Raw genomic sequence first — 18,497 nt, forward strand, 5'->3', positions numbered from 1 at the left:
GGCCAGGAACGGCGTGCCCTATTGCCTTTGCATGGCCGCATGCGAACAATACGGCCAATTACAGGCCCAGCGTTTGGCGCCAGATCGATGACAAGACCCGCCGCAACCGCTTGCGAACGGGCTCCCAGGGTGGTGATGCATCACGATGAATGAACGCAAGGCCAGGCGGCCGAAACGCCGCTCCAGCAACGGCTTCGTTGATATCCTTAACGGCTTTCTGACCCTGCTTGTGCTCGGACTGCTACTCGCCGGCGGCGTCCTGCTCTATGGCGCGTCCCAATTTTACGGCGATGGCCCGCTGCAGGAAGACACCACCTTCCGCGTCGAATCGGGCAGCGGGCTGGCCTCCACCGCCCAGCGCCTCGAAGAACAGGGCGTGATTTCCAACCGCTTCATCTTCCAGGCCGGTGGCCGGGCGCTGGAACGCCAGGCCAATATCAAGGCCGGCGATTTCCGCATTCCCGCTGGCGCCAGCATGGCCGAAATCCTCAAGGAAATTACCGAGGGTAATCCGATCCGCTATGCGGTGACCATTCCCGAAGGCTGGACCTCCTGGGATGCCATTCAGCGCCTCAATGGCGACAGTAATCTGGTGGGCGAAGTCACCTCCCTGCCCGCCGAGGGCTCCATCCTTCCCGGTAGCTATGACTATATGCCCGGCGATACCCGCCAGTCCGTGCTCGACAAGATGCAGACGGCGATGACCACTGAATTGGCTGCCATCTGGGCCGGCCGGCAGGACGATCTGCCGCTGGAAACACCCGAGCAGATGCTGGTTCTGGCCTCGATCGTCGAAAAGGAAACCGGCGTCGCCAGCGAGCGGCCGCAGGTTGCCGCCGTCTTCGTCAATCGCCTGCGCGAAAGCATGCGGCTGCAATCCGATCCGACCATCATCTATGGCATCACCAAGGGCCAGTCCAATCTCGGGCGCGGCCTGCGCCGCTCCGAAATCGAGGCCCAGACGCCCTACAATACTTACCAGATCGACGGTCTGCCCCCGACGCCGATTGCAAATCCCGGCGTCGAAGCCCTAAAGGCCGTCGCCCATCCCGATAGCCACGATTATCTCTACTTCGTGGCCAAGGGTGCGACGCCTGCCGAAGGCCATGTGTTTGCCGAGACCTATGCCGAGCACCAGCAGAATGTCGCCCGCTATCGCGAGATCGCGCGCGCCGCTGCTGAACAGGCCGAGGCCGATGCCGAGGCCGCCCGGCAGGCGCTGGAGGCCGAAGAGGCCGCCGGCGCACCAGCAACTCCGTGAGCCATTCGCTCGCCAGCATGACGGGCTATGCGCGCGCCACCGGCGCAGCGCCTGGCGCGTCCTTCACCTGCGAAGTCAAATCCGTCAACGGACGCGGCCTCGATATCCGCATGCGCCTCGCGCCCGGCTTCGACGCGCTTGAAGGTGATATCCGCCAGCTCATCGGCAAGGCCCTGTCACGCGGCTCGATCACCTTCACCCTCTCCGTCGAACGCGATGGGGCAGGGGGCGACCTACTGGTCAATCAGCAGGCCCTCGCCACCGTGCTGGCCGCGCTCGCTGATCTCTCTGGCCGGATCGATGCCGGCCGGCCCCGCCTCGATGGCATTCTCGGCCTCAAGGGCGTCCTTGAACAGCGCGACCGCCCCATGGGCCCCGCCGCCGAAGAAGCTCTCGCCGCCGCCATTCTCGACAGCGTCGCCCGGGCCCTGGCCGATCTCGTCCTCGCCCGCCGCCAGGAAGGCACGCATATCGCCGCGGTGCTTCTTGAACGCCTCGACGAGATCGAGGCTCTGGTCGCCCGCGCCGAGGCCCACCCCGCCCGCAGCCGCGACGCCATCCTGACCCGCCTGCGCCAGCAGCTTGCCGAGCTCACCGCCGATATCGCCGTCCCCGATGATCGCCTCGCCCACGAAGCGCTGCTGCTGGCCACCAAGGCCGATATCCGCGAAGAACTCGACCGCCTCACCGCCCATATCGCCAGCGCCCGCCAACTGATCGCTGCGGGTGGTCCGGCCGGCCGGCGCCTCGATTTCCTGGCCCAGGAATTCAACCGCGAGGCCAATACGCTGTGTGCCAAGGCCAATGCCGTGGAGCTCACCTCTATCGGCCTTGACCTCAAGGCGGCGATCGATCAACTACGCGAGCAAGTGCAGAACATAGAATAGGATTTGGCGATGGAATTTCAGCGCCGCGGCGTCATGCTGGTCATCGCCTCGCCGTCGGGCGCGGGCAAGTCGTCCATTTCACGCGCCCTGTTCGGCGCCGATCCCAATATCAGGCTCTCTGTCTCGGTCACGACGCGCGCGCGCCGCACCGACGAGGTTGATGGCAAGCATTATCACTTCATCGACGTGCCCACCTACAAGCGCATGCAGGCCGATGGCGAACTGCTGGAATCGGCCGAGGTGCACGGCAATTTCTACGGCACCCCCCGCGCCCGCGTCGAAGAGCAACTGGCTGCCGGCAACGACATCCTGTTCGACATCGACTATCAGGGCACGCTTCAGCTCTACCGCAATAGCCGCAAGGACATGGTGACGGTCTTCATCCTGCCGCCCTCCATCAAGGAGTTGCGCGCCCGTCTCGAGCGTCGCGCCCAGGACAGCGTCGGCACCATTGAAAAGCGCCTCCAGAACGCCCGCGACGAAATGGATCACTTCCACGAATATGACTATGTCATCGTCAATGAAGATCTCGAGGCCTCCACTCAGCGCGTGCGCTCCATTTTGGTTTCCTCCCGTTTGGAACGCGACCGCCAGCTCAATTTGAGCAGTTTCGTCAAAGACTTGCAGAGCCAGATCGATTCTCTTTGAGAGGTCGGGCCATGCTCCCAGTAGACCTCATGGTGAGCCTGTCGAACCACGAGGTCGTGCCAGCATGACCCCACCCACCACCATCAAGCGCGGCACGCCGGCTTTCATCCGCGCCAATATCGCCTTCTTCCTCGCGGCCTTCGCCACCTTCGCCACACTCTATTCGGTCCAACCACTGCTGCCCATCTTCGCCGAGCAGTTCGGCCTCGACGCCGGCGCCAGCTCGCTGGCGCTCTCGGCAACCACGGCAATTCTCGCCATCGCCCTGCTGCTCGCCAGCTGGGTCTCCGATCGGCTCGGGCGCCGAACGCTCATGGTCTGGGCCATTCTGCTCACCGCCGGCCTCGGGCTGCTCCTGCCGCTGGCCCCCAATTGGACCACGCTCATCGCCATCCGCACGCTGATTGGCCTGACCCTCTCCGGGCTGCCCGCCGTGGCCATGGTCTACCTTGCCGAAGAGATGGACCCCGACGCCCTGGGCTTTTCCATGGGCCTTTATATCGGCGGCACCGCCATTGGCGGCATGGCCGGGCGGCTCGTATCCGGCATTCTCGCCGATTCCCTGGGCTGGCGGCCCGCCCTTGCCATCCTCGGCGCCGCCATCGCGATAGCCGCCCTCATCGTCGTGCTCCTGCTCCCCAAGCCGCACAATTCCGCGCGCAACCGCCTCTCCGCCCGCGACCTCACCCGGCTCATAGCCCTCCAGTTCCGCGACAAGGGCCTGCCCTGGCTCTTCCTCTCAGCCTTCCTGCTGATGGGCTCCTTCGTCACGCTCTATAATTACGCCGGCTTCCGCCTCGCTCTGCCGCCATTTTCAATGAGCCACACCGCCATCTCGGCCATTTTCGTGGTCTATCTGCTCGGCAGTTTCAGTTCCGCCTGGGCCGGCGGCCTCGCTCAACGTCTTGGCCGTCGCAAGGTATTCTGGGCCATGGTCCTCACCATGGCCGTTGGCGTATTCCTCACCATCGTGCCATCGACGCCCGTCATCATCGCCGGGCTCGCCATCGCCACCATCGGCTATTTCGCCGCCCATGGCATAGCCAGCGCCTGGGTCGCCCGCCGTGCCGTGGTTGGCCGCGCCCAGGCCTCGGCCATCTATCTCTTCGCCTATTATCTGGGCTCGTCCGTGCTCGGCACGCTGGGCGGCTATGCCTGGGTCGCCTGGGGGTGGACCGGCGTCATGCTGGTCAGCGGTGGCGCCATCGTCGCCGCCATGCTGGTCGCCATCCGCCTTATGGCTCTGCCGCCACTGCCCATAGCCGAAAAACCCGCTGAGCCACCCGCTGGGCTGTAAGGCCGGCCCTAGCGCTTGAGCCCCGGCAGCGCCTTCGCCATCGCCAGGAACACATCAACCGGCAATTCCTCGGCCCGCTCATCGCCCTTGAGCCCGCCAGCAGCCAGCAGGGCATCCACCGGCACGCCCGTAGCTTTAAGACTCTGCCGCACCATCTTGCGCCGTTGCCCAAAGGCCGCGCGGGTCACCTGCTCCAGGTCCTTGACCGTCACATCACCCGCAACCGGCTTGGGCACCAGATGCACCACGGCGGAGGTCACATTGGGCGGTGGCACAAAGGCCTGCCGACCCACATTGAACGCAATCCGCGCATCGGTTCGCCAACCCGCCAGCACGCCCAGCCGCCCATAGGCATCGTCGCCCGCCTTAGCACAAATCCGCTCGGCCACCTCACGCTGAAACATCAGCGTCAGGCTCTCGAAATAGGGTGGCCACGGGTCGCTGGTCAGCCAACCGGTCAGCAGCGGCGTCGCGATATTATATGGCAGATTGGCAATGATCCGCGTTGGCCCATCGGCCAGCAGCCGGTAATCCATCTCCATGGCATCGCCACCGATTACCGTCAGCCGGCCCGGATAAGCCTCGGCAATCTGCGCCAGCGCGGGCAGGGCGCGCGCGTCCCGTTCAATGGCGATAACTTCCCTGGCGCCCTCGGCCAGCAGGGCGCGCGTCAAACCGCCGGGGCCAGGCCCCACTTCAATGACCCGCACGCCCTCCAGCGATCCGCCGACCCGGGCAATGCGGGCCGTAAGGTTGAGATCGAGCAGGAAGTTCTGCCCCAATTCCTTCTTGGCGCGCAGTCCATGCTCGGCAATGACTTCGCGCAGTGGTGGCAGGTTGTCGATCTGGCTCATGCGGCCTGCGCCGTCATTGCATCGGCCATGCGGATCGCCGCCAGAAAGCTCTTGTCCGAACCGCGGCCAGTCCCCGCCAGATCAAACGCCGTGCCATGGTCCGGCGACGTCCGCACGATGGGCAGCCCAAGGGTCACGTTCACCGCATCCTCGAAGGCAATAGTCTTGATCGGGATCAGCGCCTGATCGTGATACATAGCCAGAACCGCATCATAATTGGCCCAATGGGCGGGGTGGAACAGGGTATCGGCGGGCAGGGGGCCAACAGCATCGATCGCCTCGAATTGCAGTTCGGCCACTGCAGGCCCAACGATTTCGAGATCTTCCCGCCCAATGGCCCCGCCTTCGCCGGCATGCGGATTGAGCCCCGCAATGGCGATCCGGGGATTGGCAATGCCGAAGCGCTGCCGCAGGTCATGCGCCACGATCCGCCCCGTTTCCACGATCAATTCCTTGGTCAGCAAGCGGGGCACATCCTTGATCGGCACATGGATCGTTACCGGCACGGCGCGCAAGCCCCCATGCGCCAGCATCATCACCGGCAGTTTCGGCACGCCCCCGCCCGCACAAAGCTCGGCCAGAAATTCGGTATGTCCCGGATGCTTGAACCCGGCATGATAAAGACTGGCCTTGTTGATCGGCGCCGTCACCAGCCCGCGGCACGTCCCGGCCAATGTAGCCTCGACAGCATCCGCAATCGCCTGGATAACCGCATGCGCCGCCAATGGGCTGGCCTTGCCGGGGTGATCCGAAACCAACCCCTCGACCGGTACCACAGGCAGGGCACCCGCAAATACCGTACTCGCCTCGGCTGCACCCGTCGCCGCGATATCGAAGAACAGCCCCAGCCGCTCGGCACGCGCCTTGAGGAATTCCACATGCCCGAACACGCAGAAATCCGGCAGGTTCAGTTCGGCGCGACGTGCATAGAGCGACAGGATGAGATCCGGGCCAATGCCGGCCGGCTCGCCCATGCTGATGGCCAGCGGCTTGCTCATCATGCCCCCGTCGGTCGCCAGCTGCCCGTTTCCGGGCAGTGGCTTAGTTGTAGATGATCTTGGCGCGGCTGCGCAGGTCGGCCAGGTAATTGGTGGTCTGCTGCTGCAGGGCGCTGGTGCCCGCTTCGGCTTCCAGATCGCCCTTGATGAAGGTCAGGTCTTCCGCCTGGGTCTTCTGGCAGACCGCCAGCATGGAGACGCCGGTATCCACCACGCGCGGCTTGGTGATGCCGCCCACATTGAGGCCCGCCAGCTCCTTGGCGATGGCTTCGGGCAGTTGCGTGGCGTGGCGGCGGCCGACATCGATCACGGCGGCATCGGTATAGCTCAGCGACAGCTGCACGGCGCTGTCGCAGCCGGCAAAGCTGGAGCGGTAGCGATTGGCCTGCGCCGTACGGCCACCGGCACCCTGGCCGCCGGGGGCCACGAAGATGATTTCTTTCAGGATATAGTCGTAGGTCTGGAAGGCGGCGACCTGGCTTGCAGCCTTCTGGTCCAGCTCGAGATCGGAAATCCGTACCTGCGGCATGATCGCCTGCTCGGTTACCGCATTCCAGGCAATGGCGGCGCGCAAACGGTCGCGCAGCGTCTCGATGCCAACGCCGTTCTGCTGCAGCAACTGGATCAGCTTATCCTGGCTGATCTTGATGTTGCGCGACACCTGCTGCAGGCCTTCATCGATCTGCGCATTGGAGACGGTGATGCCCAGGCGCTTGGCCTCGTCCATCTGCAAGGCTTCGTCGATGAGCTGATCGGTCGCGCCCTTGCGGCCGGTCTTGTTGCCTTCCATGGTGAACAGGCGCAGCCGTTGATCGACCTGGGTGTCGGTGATCGGGGTGCCATTGACGGTCACTACAGTCGCGGCCAGGCTGGGCGCGGCCATGGCCACGGTCAAGACCAGGCCAACCATCGCTGCGGCCGCTGCGCGTCCAAAGTGTTGCAATGCCATCATCGTCTTCCGCCTGTCCAAGAATTCGTGCCCGCTCTCAATGCGGCGGGAAAAGCACGGTGTCAATTGCCCCATGATTGCGGCCAAAATCCGCAATACACACTACCGTGTAGTGGAGCCCATGAGTCCCAGATCGAGCCCCGCTGGCGTTTTCAGCCGGAAGCTGCCCGTAAAGCGCATGTCATCGGGGCTCGTATGGGTGGGGCCGGTGCGCGTCGCAGTGGCGCCAATCACCACATAGCCATCGTCATAGGTCAGGCCCGCGCCTACTTGCAGCCAGCTGCTATTGGTAATGTCCCAATAGGTATTGCCGGTGACGCGCCAATAATCCATCAGCGGCACACCCAGTTCCAGCCCGATTTCCTGCTGGTCCTTGACTACCCCTGCCTGCGTGTTGGCCGCGATGTAATTGTAGTCCACCTTCGCTGAATAGCCCGCATTGCTATAGGTCACGCCCAGTCCGGTGCGCGTCAGCAGCCAATCGTCAGTGTTTACCTGCACTTTGCCGCCCACCTTGAAACCAGGTGAGAAAACGCCATAGGCGCCCAGCACGGCATAGGATGTCTCGTCTTCCAGCCCGCCGCCCACGCCCGTCTGCGCCTGGTCCGGGGCCGCAAAGGCATTGGCGCCTGCCAGGTGGAACGATTGACCGCCCAGCAATTCGAGATAGGAGCCATCCACGAAATTGGCCTGGTAGCGCCCGCCGATATTGGCGCGCAGGCCCGTCTCCTGCCGGTCGCTGCCGCTGAAGCGGTTATAGCTGAACAAATTTGTGTCATCGAAGACGAAACTCTGCGCATCGTCATTGGTAATGCCCACCGCCGTCGTGTCCGACCCGCGATAGACCAATTGGCCGATCGGCTCGATCAGCTGCACCGTCGAGCCATCGCTGGCCGCCATCGGGAAGCGCACATCCATCGCCGCAATCGGGGTCGCACTCCACAGCGTCGTTTCGCCCGGCGCACCGGCGGCGGCGCTGGTGCCATCGTAATAGGCGACATCGGCCCGGCCACCCAGATAGGGCGTCGCCACGAAACCACCCGCACCAATCCACTGGTTCTGCCAGCCCGCCTGGAATACCGCGTGGGTCTTATCGCCGGAATAGCCGAGGTCGTAGGGTTTGCCATTGGCGCCGGTGAGTGCGTCATCGTCCCGCCGCACACCGAGCAGCCGTCCGCTGATCTCGAACCGCCCCATGCCTGGGGCCATTTCGATGAAATGCTCGAACCGGGCATTGGGCAGCGCCTTGGCTTGCCGCCGTTGGCTGGCATCGGTCACGTCACCCAATTGATTGAACTGCTGCATCCGCACGTCGATATAGGTGTCGGGCGTCAAATTGGTGGCATAGACTTCGTTGACCGACGATTTGGCCGTGGTCATCCGGTAGTCTTCAAGATAGGCCGCGTCGGTAAATTTGGTATAGGACCATCCCACCGTCCAGTCCTCGATCGGGCGGAATTCGCCAGAGCTTTGCAGCGCCCCGCGCCATTCCTCCTGTGCTTCGGAAAAGCTGAACGCACCGGGATTGAACTGGTAGAGGCCGGACACCTTGATGTTGAACGAGCCGTTGTCGAAACGCTGGATCCACTCCGCGCCCATCAGGAAGCCCTGGCCGGTCAGCAGCGTCGGCGTCAGGATCACCTCGGTCCACCGCGTCGAGTAGACCGCCACAGGCACTTCGACCTTTAGCCCGATTTCTTCGCTATAGTCGAACGAAGGCGTGCGCAGCCCGGCAATGGTTCCCGCGCTGGTATCGGGCAGCCAAAGGTAGGGCAGCCATGCCACCGGGATACCCAGCACGGCAAGGCTTGGCTGCTCCAGCGCCAGCGAACCATCCGCCCTGTTCTGCGTGACGCGGTTGGCATGCATCGACCAGCCAATGCGCCGGCCCTTGTCATCCACACATTCCCCGCAGGGGGCATAGGTGGCGTTGTTCAATACGGTCTGCAGCGCGGCCGCGTAATCGGCGCTGTCCGCCGTGATCCGCGCGCCGTCATAGCTGGTAATGGTCAGCGCATCGAGCAGCGCCTGCTTCATGCCGCCGGTCAGCTGCAGGTCGTTGGTTTCGGTGACATTATTGGACGGATCGCGGATGGTGACGGCGCCCACGAAATGCGCATCGCTGGTCAGCCGGTTATAAACCAGGTTCTGCCCGCTCAGCGTGTAGCCGCCGCGGGTGACCACCACATTGCCGCTGGCAGTGATGATATTGGTATTGCCGTCAAACGCCAGATTGTCCGCCTCGACGCCTGTCGGGGCGCTGGGGTCGATCGGGGCATTGAAGAAATCGGCAGGAAGCAGACCCTGCGCCATCGCGCCGCCGCTAAGGGCAATAGCAAGTGCTGCGCCGGCGGCTGCCAGACGGAGCGACGATCGAATATGTGTGCCCCAGCCCTTACTCACGTACGCCCGTCTTCCTTATGCAGCAGCACCGTCACGCCAATGACGATGGCCACGAACGCTGGTCCGACTGCGGCAAACGCGGGATCGAGAACGCCGGTCGACCCGGCCCGGTCGGCCATCTCGGTAATCACGAACACAACAAACCCAAGCACGATCCCATAGAGAACCGCGGGACCAAAATTAGACGACCTTCGATAACCTGCGGTAAACGCAAAAGCAATGAACAGCGAACCTGTTAGCACCAGCGGCAGAGCCAGCAGTTTGATCAGCCGCATCGACGCTGCGCTGCGGATTGCGCTGTCCGCCACCCCGGTTTGCAACAGGCGCGCAAGCTCGAAAAACGTCATGTCCTCGGTGGACGCTAGCCGCAAATTGACCTCGGCGGGCGTCGACGTGGTGGGCAATGTGTAGTTGAAAACCTCATGCGGCGGCGTGTCGGGATTCCGCACTATGGCTGTCGGCAGCACCCAATAGCCATTTTCCAGCCGCGCCTCGGGAGCCTCGATTCGATGGTCTGGGGCATTGCTCAGGTTGAACACCGTCACATTGCCCAATACCGATCCGCCCGGCCGCATGTCGGTCGCCAGCATCACATAGCGCGTATCCCCCGATCGCTGCTCAAGCCAGATTTCGCCCGGAGTCAGCATCGAGGCTTCACCCGGGGGCGTTGGATTGAGTTCGCGATTGATCTGCGTGCTGATCGTTTCTGCCCCCAACGCGATCACGAAACTGACCAGCATCAGGGCGATCGTCGGCGCGCGTACGATCCGCCAGATCGACAAACCGCTGCTTTTGATCACCGTTAGTTCATGCCGCGCCTTGAGGTCGATGAAACCCACAATGGCGCCCATCAACACCGTCACCGGCAGCGTCTTGATAGTCCAGCGCACCCCGCTCATGGCCACCATCAGGAAGGCCATCGCCGTGCCCCGGCTTTCAGCCACGAAATTGAAGCGCCCCGTGTCCAGCGATTCCACCAGTGTGATGATTCCGTAGAACACGAATACGGTCGCCCCTATGCGGCCCGCCAGCCGCGACAGCACCAGCCAGTCGATCCGGGTCATGCTGGCACCACCGCGCCGGGGTGACGCGGCCGGGCCCGGATCAGCAGAGTTGTCCCGCCCACCACCATCATCAGCAACGCTCCGGTCGAGGGCCCAAGCGGGCTATAGGCGCTGACGCCCAGCTCGACAAAGGCCAGCAGCATCACGACCACTTCCATCGGCAGTGCAAAGCGCGTCCGCCGCCCGCTGGGAAAGCCGCAGATCGCCAGCACCAGCATGCAGATGCCAACCACCTTGAGCCCTTCGAACATGCGCTTGGAAAGCTCCTTGACCAGTTCGGGCGGCCACGTGCCGCTGGCCAGCGCCGCGCCCACCAGCGAGATACTGTCGGTTTCGAGCAACGGGTCTACGGCCCCGGTAGCCTGCGACAGCCGCTCGACATTGAGGTCGTACCGGCGAAACGAAATTTCCGAGAACTGCCCGGTGCTCGACGTATATTGCAGCGCCCCGTCATACAATTCGATGACATAGCCCTCGCCATCAGAGGAGACGCGGGCGGTATCGGCCATGTAGGTGTGACGCATGTCCGGGTCGCGCCGGTCATCGGCAAAGAATTCGGTGATTTCGCCATTGCCCACCCGCCCGCCGATCAGCAGCAGCACGCCCGGCGTCACCTGGGTAAAGCGCTTTGGCTTCAGCGTCGTGCTGATCAGGTCGGCGGCCACGCTGGCCGAAAGAATGTTGAGGCGCTTGTGGGCCATTGGCGCGAGAAAATTCGAGATCAGCAACACCGCCAGAACACCGGCCACCGCCACCACACCCGTGGCCCGCCACAGCGAGGGCAGGCCATAGCTGGTATGGATGATGTGCAATTCGCGGCTGGCCTGCAACGCCAGCAGCGCCCGCGCCAGCCCGATTCCCATGCAGACGTAAAAGAAGGTCAGCGCCAGCGGCGGCATGGTCAGCAGCGCCTGCAGCGCCAGCGTCACCAGCCCTTGCCCCTTCACCGCCACCACGTCGAACGAGCGCAGGCAATTGACCAGCCAGAGCAGCACGCACACCACGCCGAACAGGATCATCGCATCGATGACGAACAGGCGAGACAGATAGGCGGTTAGTCGCTTCATACGGCACCCATGGCGTCTACAAGCGCCGCTTTTATGTCCGGTTCAGGATTGTGTCGACACTGGGATACTTCGCACAGTCGCACAAGCTGGGGACAGAAACCGCGCCCCTTTGCCTCACCTGTGTTGCGGGATTGACGCGGCCCCCATTCCCCTCAATGCTCCGGGCAAATCTTTCGCATGGCGCCCGCCATGCCTTGCAAGGCCGACCAATGCCCAACAAACTTTCGATCCAAACGGCAGCCTTTGCCGGCGTTTCCGCACCCCTGACGATCATTTATGCCGCCGAAGGCCAAGCCCCCACCGGCGCCGCCGCCGCCATCTGGTCCGCCACCAGCCTCGATTGGCATACTGTCAGCGCCTCCGCCGCCTTCAAGGGCAAACAAGGCCAGGCGCTTGATATCATAGGACAGGGCGCTGGCCGTCTGATCGTCCTAGGCAAGGGCAAGGCCGATGAAAAAGCCCCCTTCAATGCCTGGACCGATCGCGGCGGCTCGCTCTTCGCCAAGATTGCCGCCGCCCGCGCCGAGTCGGTCGCCGTCATCGTGGATGAGCCAGGCGCCACCCCTGCTGCCATTGCCGAACTGGCCGCTGGCCTGCGCCTGCGCCATTACAAGTTCGACAAATACAAGACCGTGCGTCCCGACGAGCCGGCCGGCGACATCGCCATCACGCTGCACGTCGCCGATCCCACCGCTACCGATACCGCCATTGCCAATCGCGGCGCCGTCGTCGAAGGCACGCTGCTCGCCCGCGACCTGATCAACGAGCCGGCCAATGTCCTCGGCCCGGTCGAATTCGCCGCCAGGGCCGCCGAATTATCCGCCCTTGGTGTCGATGTCGAAATTCTCGAACCCGCCGAGCTCGAAAAACTCGGCATGGGCTCGCTGCTCTGCGTCGCCCAGGGCTCCGATCGCCCCGCCCGCCTCGTCGTCATGCAATGGCGCGGTGGCGATGTCGGCGCTGCACCCTTGGCTTTCGTCGGCAAGGGCGTCGTCTTCGACACCGGCGGCATTTCCATCAAGCCTGCCGCCTCCATGGAGGAAATGAAGGGCGACATGGGTGGCGCCGCCGCTGTCACCGGCCTGATGCGGGCGCTGGCCGGCCGCAAGGCACCGGTCAATGCGGTCGGCGTTATCGGTCTCGTCGAAAACATGCCCTCGGGCAATGCCGTCCGCCCGGGCGATATCGTCACCGCCATGAGCGGCACTACCATCGAGGTGATCAACACCGACGCCGAGGGCCGTCTCGTGCTTGCCGACGCGCTCTGGTACACGCAGGACCGCTTCAAGCCCCGCTTCATGATCAACCTGGCGACCCTTACCGGTGCCGTCATTGTGGCGCTGGGCCACGAGCATGCAGGCCTCTTCTCCAACAATGACGAACTGGCCATCCAACTGCTCAATGCCGGCCTCACCGCCAATGAAAAGCTCTGGCGCATGCCGCTCAGCCCCGCTTACGACAAGCTGATCGAATCCAAATTCGCCGATATCCGCAATTCCGTCGGCCGCCCCGCCGGCTCGATCACCGCCGCCCAGTTCCTGCAGCGTTTCGTCAACAACGTCCCCTGGGCGCATCTCGACATTGCCGGTACCGCCTTCGGCACCAGCGCCACCGAAATCAACGCCTCCTGGTCCGCCGGCTTCGGCGTCGCCCTGCTCGATCGGCTAGTCAGGGACTATTACCAGGGCTAGGCTGCTTTCCGACAGTGATCACAGGCTTCCGGCACCGCTAAAGTGTGCCGAGCTTCTGGTCAGGATGAGACGAAAATGGTGGGTGTCGAGCACCGGAGCGGAGCGTATCTTAGGATACGTGAGCACCGGAAGCCGAGATACCCGCCATTTGCAGGCCGTCATGGCCACAAGATCGGTACACTTTATGCCCGACGTTCTGTTCTACCACCTTGAAGCCCGCCCGCTCGAAGCGGTCATTCCGCTCCTGCTGGAAAAGACGCTAGAACGCGGCTGGCGCGCGGTGGTCGAAGTCGGCTCCACCGAGCGCGCCGAAGCGCTCGATGCCCATCTGTGGACCTATCGCGAGGATAGTTTCCTGGCCCATGGCCTGGCGGGCGAGGAAACCGATAGCCTCCAGCCCATCCTCATCACTACCGGCCCCGACAATCCCAACGGCGCCGCCTGCCGCTTCTTCGTCGATCGCGCCGTACCGCAATCGGCCGAGGGCTATGAGCGCATCGTCTACATGTTCTCCGGCCACGATCCCGACGCGGTGGCCGAAGCCCGCCTCGCCTGGAAAGCGCTGCGCGATGGCAATAGCGTGACCTATTGGCAGCAGGAAGCCAATGGCCGATGGGTCAAGAAAGCCTAGGAACAACAATAGGTTAGCGTCTAGACCACAATGTCATTCCCGCGAAGGCGGGAACCCCCGTTTTCTTCCCCTCAGGATGGTCTATCCTTGTCCTTCTGCCGGCCCTGCGGCGCCAGGTCGGCCTGCTGGGTAATGTCCTCCTCATAGAGGTCCATATAGTCCTGCATCAGCTCGTAGCAGAAAATGATCTCGACCGTTTCCGGGTCATAGAAGGCATTGGCCTCCCCACACCGCTTGGCATTGAACTGCACATTCTCGCGCACATTGTAGCGGGTGCGTAGCTCCTCGGCGACCTGGTCGAACACCCCGCTCGATTTGAACGCAGCCGCGGCGTCTTTCAGCCGGCCTCCGGCATCGTGATAGGTCACGGTAACCTTGGTGCCGGTGCCATTCTTGTTGGCGCGGGTACCCAGCAGGCTCTCAAAGCTGCGCTTGACCAGTTCATAGTCGAAATAGCAGGTGTCCCGCCGGTCGCGGTCCAGCGCGTAGTCATTGGCAATCGGCTGGAAGGCCTTGTCGTCGCTGCCCACCATCAGGCACACGATCTGATAGGCGCGCTGCTTGTCCAGCGTATGGGCGGCGGCATAATCGCTCTCCACTCCGCCGCTGTCATAGGCCACGCCCGAAAGCACCCAGCCCTTGGCCGCGTCGGCCAGCGCCTCTTCGGCCTCGCGCGTATGCTTGCTCAGCAAGGTCCAGGTGGCCATGTTGTCGGCCGCGTCTTCTTCCCGCCCCAGCACCGGCAGGTTGAGCTGGTCGACCAGCAGATGCGCGATTTCATGGTACAGCACGAAGAGACTGTTATTGGCCGCGAAGCGCCGGATTTCCGCCCGTTCCTTCTTGCTCAGCTCCGCTGCCGCCGTTCCCTGCAGGGCCATCGCGCACAAACCGACCAAAAGAACGATGCCACGATAGAATGTGCGCATGACCAACTCTTCGGATTCTTCGTTGCGGCCAGCAGATTGCAAGGACGGTTTGCTGTCAACTCACGCTGGCAAACGGGCTTAAAGACCGTTTGAAACTCTCTCAATCGCTCCCTGGCGCCCAGGTCTTGTCGGCCAGCTCAAAGCCCGAGAATTGAAACCCCGGCGCCACGGTGCAGCCCACCAGCGTCCAGTCTCCGGTACTTTCCGCCGCCTGCCAGGCTTCGCGCGGCACCACGATTTGCGGCCGCTCGCCGCCATCGAGATCGGCCCCCAGCACTTGTTCGTCCACTGTCCGGCCATCCGAAATGCGCAGGCGCAGCGGCGCGCCGGCATAGAAATGCCACACTTCGACCGCGTCCACGCGATGCCAATGCGATTGCTCGCCCGCCTCGAGCAGGTAATAGATGGCCGTGGATTTGGACCGCCCGTCGCTGCTGGCATTGTCCTCGAATGTGCGCGCATACCAGCCGCCTTCGGGATGGCGTTCCATCCCGAGCGTGAAAATCACGTCCTTGGCGGCCAGTTTCCTCATGCGCGCTCGACACTCTCAAGTTCGGCGCTCAGCGCCAGCCATTTTTCTTCCGCAGCCTCGAGATCGGCGGCTAGACGCGCCTTGTCCTTGCCCAACGCGATCAGGCGTTCGGGAGCGCCATTGTAGATTTTAGGATCGTCGAGCTGGGCGCCGATTTTGTCGATTTCCACCTTCAAACGGGCGATCTTGGTTTCTACGTCCTTAATGCTCGCCTTGATCGGAGCGACCTCTGCCCGCTTGGCCGCTGCCTCCTGCTTGGATAGCTTGTTGCCGCCACCCTTGCCGCCGCTGCTCTTGCTTTCTTTATTGGAGGTGATCGAGCGCTGGTAGCTGTCCAGGTCCTCGTCCAGCTCGCGAATAGTGCCGCCCTCGGCGATCCATAGCGTATCGCAGGTCGCTTCGATCAGATGGCGGTCGTGGCTGATGATCAGCACGGCGCCTTCATAATCGTTGAGCGCATGCACCAGGGCATCGCGGCTATCGATATCAAGGTGGTTGGTTGGCTCATCGAGGATCATCATCCCCGGCCCGCTGAATGTTATCAGGCCCATCAACAGCCGCGCGCGCTCGCCGCCCGACAGGTTCTTGGCCAGCGTGTCCATGCGCGATTTGGTCAGGCCCATCTGGCTCAGGCGCGAACGGCGCCTGGCTTCACTCTCGGTGGGCATCAGCTCCACCACGTGCTCGAACGGCGTCCACTCGGGCTTGAGCTTGTCCATCTGGTGCTGCGCAAAATGCGCGATTTCCAGCTTCTTGCCCTTCGCAAACGTGCCGCCCGTCGGCTTGATGTCGCCGGCGAGCAGCTTTGCAAAAGTAGACTTGCCGTTACCATTCACCCCGATCAAGGCAATCCGATCCTCTGGGTCGATCCGCATGTTCACATTGCGCAGAATGGTCTTGTCGCCATAGCCTGTCGATACGCCATCTAGCGTAAGCATTGGCGTTGCCTGCTCGGCCTTGGGCTGCTGGAAGGTGAACGGCGCCGCATATTCGTCGAACATCGCTGCCGGTGGCCGCAGCTTCTCGATCATCTTCATGCGCGACTGGGCCTGCTTGGCCTTGCTCGCCTTGGCCTTGAAGCGGTCAACGAATTTCTGCAGATGCGCCACCTGGTCGAGCGCCTTTTCGCGGCCCTTGTTGTTCAGCTCCATCTGCATGCGGCGCGTATTTTCGAACGTGTCGTAATTGCCCTTGTAGAAGGTCAGTTTCTTGTGTTCGAGATGGATGATCGAATTGACCGACTTATTGAGCAGGTCACGATCGTGGCTGATCATGAAGACGGTATAGGGATAGGTGGCCAGGTACTTTTCCAGCCACAGCGTGCCTTCCAGATCCAGATAGTTGGTCGGCTCGTCCAGCAGCAATAGGTCGGGCTGGGAAAACAGCACGCCCGCCAGCGCCACGCGCATGCGCCAGCCGCCCGACAGCTCATGCGTCGGGGCATTCTGGCGGTCCTGCTCAAAGCCCAGGCCCTTGAGAATGGACGATGCTCGCCCCTCGGCCGAATAGGCGTCGATATCGGCCAGCCGCGTATAGATCTCGCTGATCCGGTCCGGGTCAGTCGCCGTCTCGGCTTCCGCCATCAGCGCAGTGCGCTCCTTGTCGGCCGCCATCACCACTTCGAGCACGCTTTCATTGCCGGCCGGCGCTTCCTGCGCCACCGCGCCAATACGCGCCTTCTTGTTCAGTTCGATATTGCCCGCATCGGCCGAGATATGCCCCTGCAGCAAATGGAACAGCGTGGTCTTGCCGGTTCCGTTCTTGCCGACAAACCCGGTCTTGGAGCCGGTAGGCAGCACCACCGAGGCATCCTCGAACAATTCGCGGCCCTGAATGCGGTAGGTGAGGTTATTGATCGTAAGCATGACAACGGCAATCTAGTGAGGAGGGCAGGGGTCCGTGCGGCGCATGCGGCGCCAATGCGGCAACGCCCCCGCGAAAAAGTGTTGGCTGCTGGATAAAGTTTAGAACCCCTTATGGCAACCGCCATTGCGGTATAGTTGACACGCGGTTGCCAAACTCGCCATCTAGCCTCCTCAAAAATGGAGGACCACATGCGCCAACTCGCCCTCGCCACCATCCTGGCCCTCAGCACTACGGCCGCCTTTGCCGACGCGCCCTTTGCACCAATGCCCGAGCCGTCACCCAACGAAGGCCCGGCCTTTTCCGAATTCTCGGCAATGCGGCTGGATGCCGATCAGGTCCAGCTCAAACTGACCTTCGAAGGCGGCGCCTGCCAGGCCGTCGACGAACCGGTTCTGGGCGACGTTTCCGGCGGCACGCTGGCCGTCACCATCCCCACCCATGATACATCCGAAATGTGCACCATGCAGATCGTGCAAATCCCGGTCGATGTCACCATCGCAGCAGGGGCGGACGTCACCGCTCTCGATGTTACGGTCCAGGCACCAAGCGGCGCGCGCCAGACCGGCGGAACCATTGACGTTGCGGCTGATTAGCCGCCGCGCGGTAACTAGTCTTGTCTCCGTCGCAGTCTGTCGATAGAAGGCAGCACCTTTCTCAGCCCTTTATCGCAATAAGGACCAGTTCAATGGCGATCGAACGCACTTTCTCCATCATCAAGCCCGATGCCGTCCGTCGTAATCTCATCGGCAAGATCCTGACCAAGTTCGAAGACGCCGGCCTGCGTCCGATCGCGCTCAAGAAGATCCACATGACCCGCGCCCAGGCCGAAGGCTTCTACGCGGTCCACAAGGATCGCCCCTTCTTTGGCGAACTGGTCGAGCAGATGATTGCTTCCCCGGTCGTTGTGCAGGTTCTGGAAGGCGAAGGCGCCATCCTCAAGAACCGTGACGTCATGGGCGCGACCAACCCGGCAAACGCCGCTGAAGGCACCATCCGCAAGGAATTCGCCCTCTCGATCGGTGAAAACTCGGTGCACGGCTCGGACGCTCCCGAGACCGCTGCCCAGGAAATCAAGTTCTTCTTCAACGACGACGAACTGGTCGGCTAATGCCCTTCGTCAGCGTTCGCATTCTCGAAGGTGCCACCCCGGAACAGAAATCCGAGGTCATCGCCGGCATTACGGACGTGATGGTCAAGGTGCTTGGCAAGAACCCGGAAACCACCCACATCGTCATTGAGGATGTGCCGCTGGAAAACTGGGGCCACAAGGGCAAATCGGTCGCCGAACTGCGCAAGCAGCCCAAGGCCTGATCTCCTACGCCTCCAAAAAATACGAGGCCGCCCGCCGGGCGGCCTTTTTGCTTGTTTGTGCTATGATGCACCAAAATCTGAACTCCTTCGCTTCCTCCCGACCATTAAGGGG

The 18,497-nt window shown here is 62.8% G+C and carries 18 protein-coding genes; 9 read left to right on the top strand and 9 right to left on the bottom strand.

What is annotated here, in order from left to right; genetic code table 11:
- The first annotated feature begins 145 nt into the window (after positions 1–145).
- The 4 genes from mltG to FF80_RS11545 all read left to right on the top strand — a co-directional run bounded on the left by mltG (position 146) and on the right by FF80_RS11545 (position 4,093).
- A complete protein-coding gene (gene mltG / locus FF80_RS11530) occupies positions 146–1,261 on the top strand; it encodes an endolytic transglycosylase MltG (protein WP_052153441.1) in 1,116 nt (371 codons plus the stop codon).
- Positions 1,258–2,148, top strand: coding sequence for a YicC/YloC family endoribonuclease (locus tag FF80_RS11535; RefSeq protein ID WP_244445764.1), 891 nt, complete (start codon positions 1,258–1,260; stop codon positions 2,146–2,148). Before mltG ends, FF80_RS11535 begins: the two co-directional genes overlap by 4 nt.
- Before the next feature lie 9 nt (positions 2,149–2,157).
- Entirely contained in the window at positions 2,158–2,796 is a 639-nt protein-coding gene (gmk, locus tag FF80_RS11540) for a guanylate kinase (protein ID WP_035100442.1), read from the top strand.
- A 64-nt stretch (positions 2,797–2,860) separates the two neighbouring features.
- Positions 2,861–4,093: an MFS transporter gene (locus FF80_RS11545; protein ID WP_035100444.1), complete on the top strand. Its 1,233-nt coding sequence runs from the start codon at positions 2,861–2,863 to the stop codon at positions 4,091–4,093.
- An 8-nt stretch (positions 4,094–4,101) separates the two neighbouring features.
- Here FF80_RS11545 and rsmA read toward each other — a convergent pair whose 3' ends face one another.
- The 6 genes from rsmA to FF80_RS11575 form a co-directional block, all read right to left on the bottom strand.
- A complete protein-coding gene (rsmA, locus tag FF80_RS11550) occupies positions 4,102–4,947 on the bottom strand; it encodes a 16S rRNA (adenine(1518)-N(6)/adenine(1519)-N(6))-dimethyltransferase RsmA (RefSeq protein WP_035100446.1) in 846 nt (281 codons plus the stop codon).
- The gene (pdxA, locus tag FF80_RS11555; protein ID WP_035100448.1) at positions 4,944–5,948 is read right to left on the bottom strand and encodes a 4-hydroxythreonine-4-phosphate dehydrogenase PdxA; all 1,005 of its coding nucleotides are present in this window, start codon (positions 5,946–5,948) and stop codon (positions 4,944–4,946) included. Before pdxA ends, rsmA begins: the two co-directional genes overlap by 4 nt.
- A 40-nt stretch (positions 5,949–5,988) precedes the next feature.
- Positions 5,989–6,894, bottom strand: coding sequence for a SurA N-terminal domain-containing protein (locus FF80_RS11560; protein ID WP_160172830.1), 906 nt, complete (start codon positions 6,892–6,894; stop codon positions 5,989–5,991).
- Positions 6,895–6,996: 102 nt separating this feature from the next.
- Positions 6,997–9,297, bottom strand: a complete 2,301-nt coding sequence (gene lptD / locus FF80_RS11565) for an LPS assembly protein LptD (protein WP_152558355.1) — start codon at positions 9,295–9,297, stop codon at positions 6,997–6,999.
- Positions 9,294–10,361, bottom strand: a complete 1,068-nt coding sequence (locus FF80_RS11570) for an LptF/LptG family permease (RefSeq protein ID WP_035100452.1) — start codon at positions 10,359–10,361, stop codon at positions 9,294–9,296. Before FF80_RS11570 ends, lptD begins: the two co-directional genes overlap by 4 nt.
- Positions 10,358–11,428 carry an LptF/LptG family permease gene (locus FF80_RS11575; RefSeq protein ID WP_035100453.1) on the bottom strand — a complete coding sequence of 357 codons (1,071 nt, stop codon included), beginning with the start codon at positions 11,426–11,428 and terminating at the stop codon, positions 10,358–10,360. Before FF80_RS11575 ends, FF80_RS11570 begins: the two co-directional genes overlap by 4 nt.
- A 209-nt stretch (positions 11,429–11,637) precedes the next feature.
- Here FF80_RS11575 and FF80_RS11580 point away from each other — a divergent pair, with 209 nt between their 5' ends.
- Positions 11,638–13,119, top strand: coding sequence for a leucyl aminopeptidase (locus FF80_RS11580; protein ID WP_035100454.1), 1,482 nt, complete (start codon positions 11,638–11,640; stop codon positions 13,117–13,119).
- Positions 13,120–13,303: 184 nt separating this feature from the next.
- Positions 13,304–13,750, top strand: a complete 447-nt coding sequence (locus FF80_RS11585) for a DNA polymerase III subunit chi (protein ID WP_035100457.1) — start codon at positions 13,304–13,306, stop codon at positions 13,748–13,750.
- Positions 13,751–13,821: 71 nt separating this feature from the next.
- Here FF80_RS11585 and FF80_RS11590 read toward each other — a convergent pair whose 3' ends face one another.
- From FF80_RS11590 to FF80_RS11600, 3 genes are all read right to left on the bottom strand, one after another.
- Positions 13,822–14,676, bottom strand: coding sequence for a DUF4344 domain-containing metallopeptidase (locus FF80_RS11590; protein WP_152558356.1), 855 nt, complete (start codon positions 14,674–14,676; stop codon positions 13,822–13,824).
- A 100-nt stretch (positions 14,677–14,776) separates the two neighbouring features.
- The gene (locus tag FF80_RS11595; RefSeq protein ID WP_035100461.1) at positions 14,777–15,208 is read right to left on the bottom strand and encodes a cupin domain-containing protein; all 432 of its coding nucleotides are present in this window, start codon (positions 15,206–15,208) and stop codon (positions 14,777–14,779) included.
- Entirely contained in the window at positions 15,205–17,073 is a 1,869-nt protein-coding gene (locus tag FF80_RS11600; RefSeq protein ID WP_035100462.1) for an ABC-F family ATP-binding cassette domain-containing protein, read from the bottom strand. Before FF80_RS11600 ends, FF80_RS11595 begins: the two co-directional genes overlap by 4 nt.
- A 189-nt stretch (positions 17,074–17,262) precedes the next feature.
- On the opposite strand from FF80_RS11600, the gene FF80_RS11605 reads away from it, so the two are divergent.
- The 3 genes from FF80_RS11605 (at position 17,263) to FF80_RS11615 (ending at position 18,385) form a co-directional block, all read left to right on the top strand.
- Positions 17,263–17,667 carry a hypothetical protein gene (locus FF80_RS11605; RefSeq protein WP_035100465.1) on the top strand — a complete coding sequence of 135 codons (405 nt, stop codon included), beginning with the start codon at positions 17,263–17,265 and terminating at the stop codon, positions 17,665–17,667.
- A 92-nt stretch (positions 17,668–17,759) separates the two neighbouring features.
- On the top strand, positions 17,760–18,182 hold the full coding sequence (gene ndk / locus FF80_RS11610) for a nucleoside-diphosphate kinase (RefSeq protein WP_035100467.1): 423 nt from the start codon (positions 17,760–17,762) through the stop codon (positions 18,180–18,182).
- Positions 18,182–18,385, top strand: a complete 204-nt coding sequence (locus tag FF80_RS11615) for a 4-oxalocrotonate tautomerase family protein (protein ID WP_035100470.1) — start codon at positions 18,182–18,184, stop codon at positions 18,383–18,385. The genes ndk and FF80_RS11615 overlap by 1 nt, the downstream gene beginning before the upstream one ends.
- The last annotated feature ends 112 nt before the right edge of the window (positions 18,386–18,497 follow it).

Origin of the sequence: Devosia sp. LC5, from assembly GCF_000735585.1 — a bacterium.
Lineage (GTDB): Bacteria > Pseudomonadota > Alphaproteobacteria > Rhizobiales > Devosiaceae > Devosia.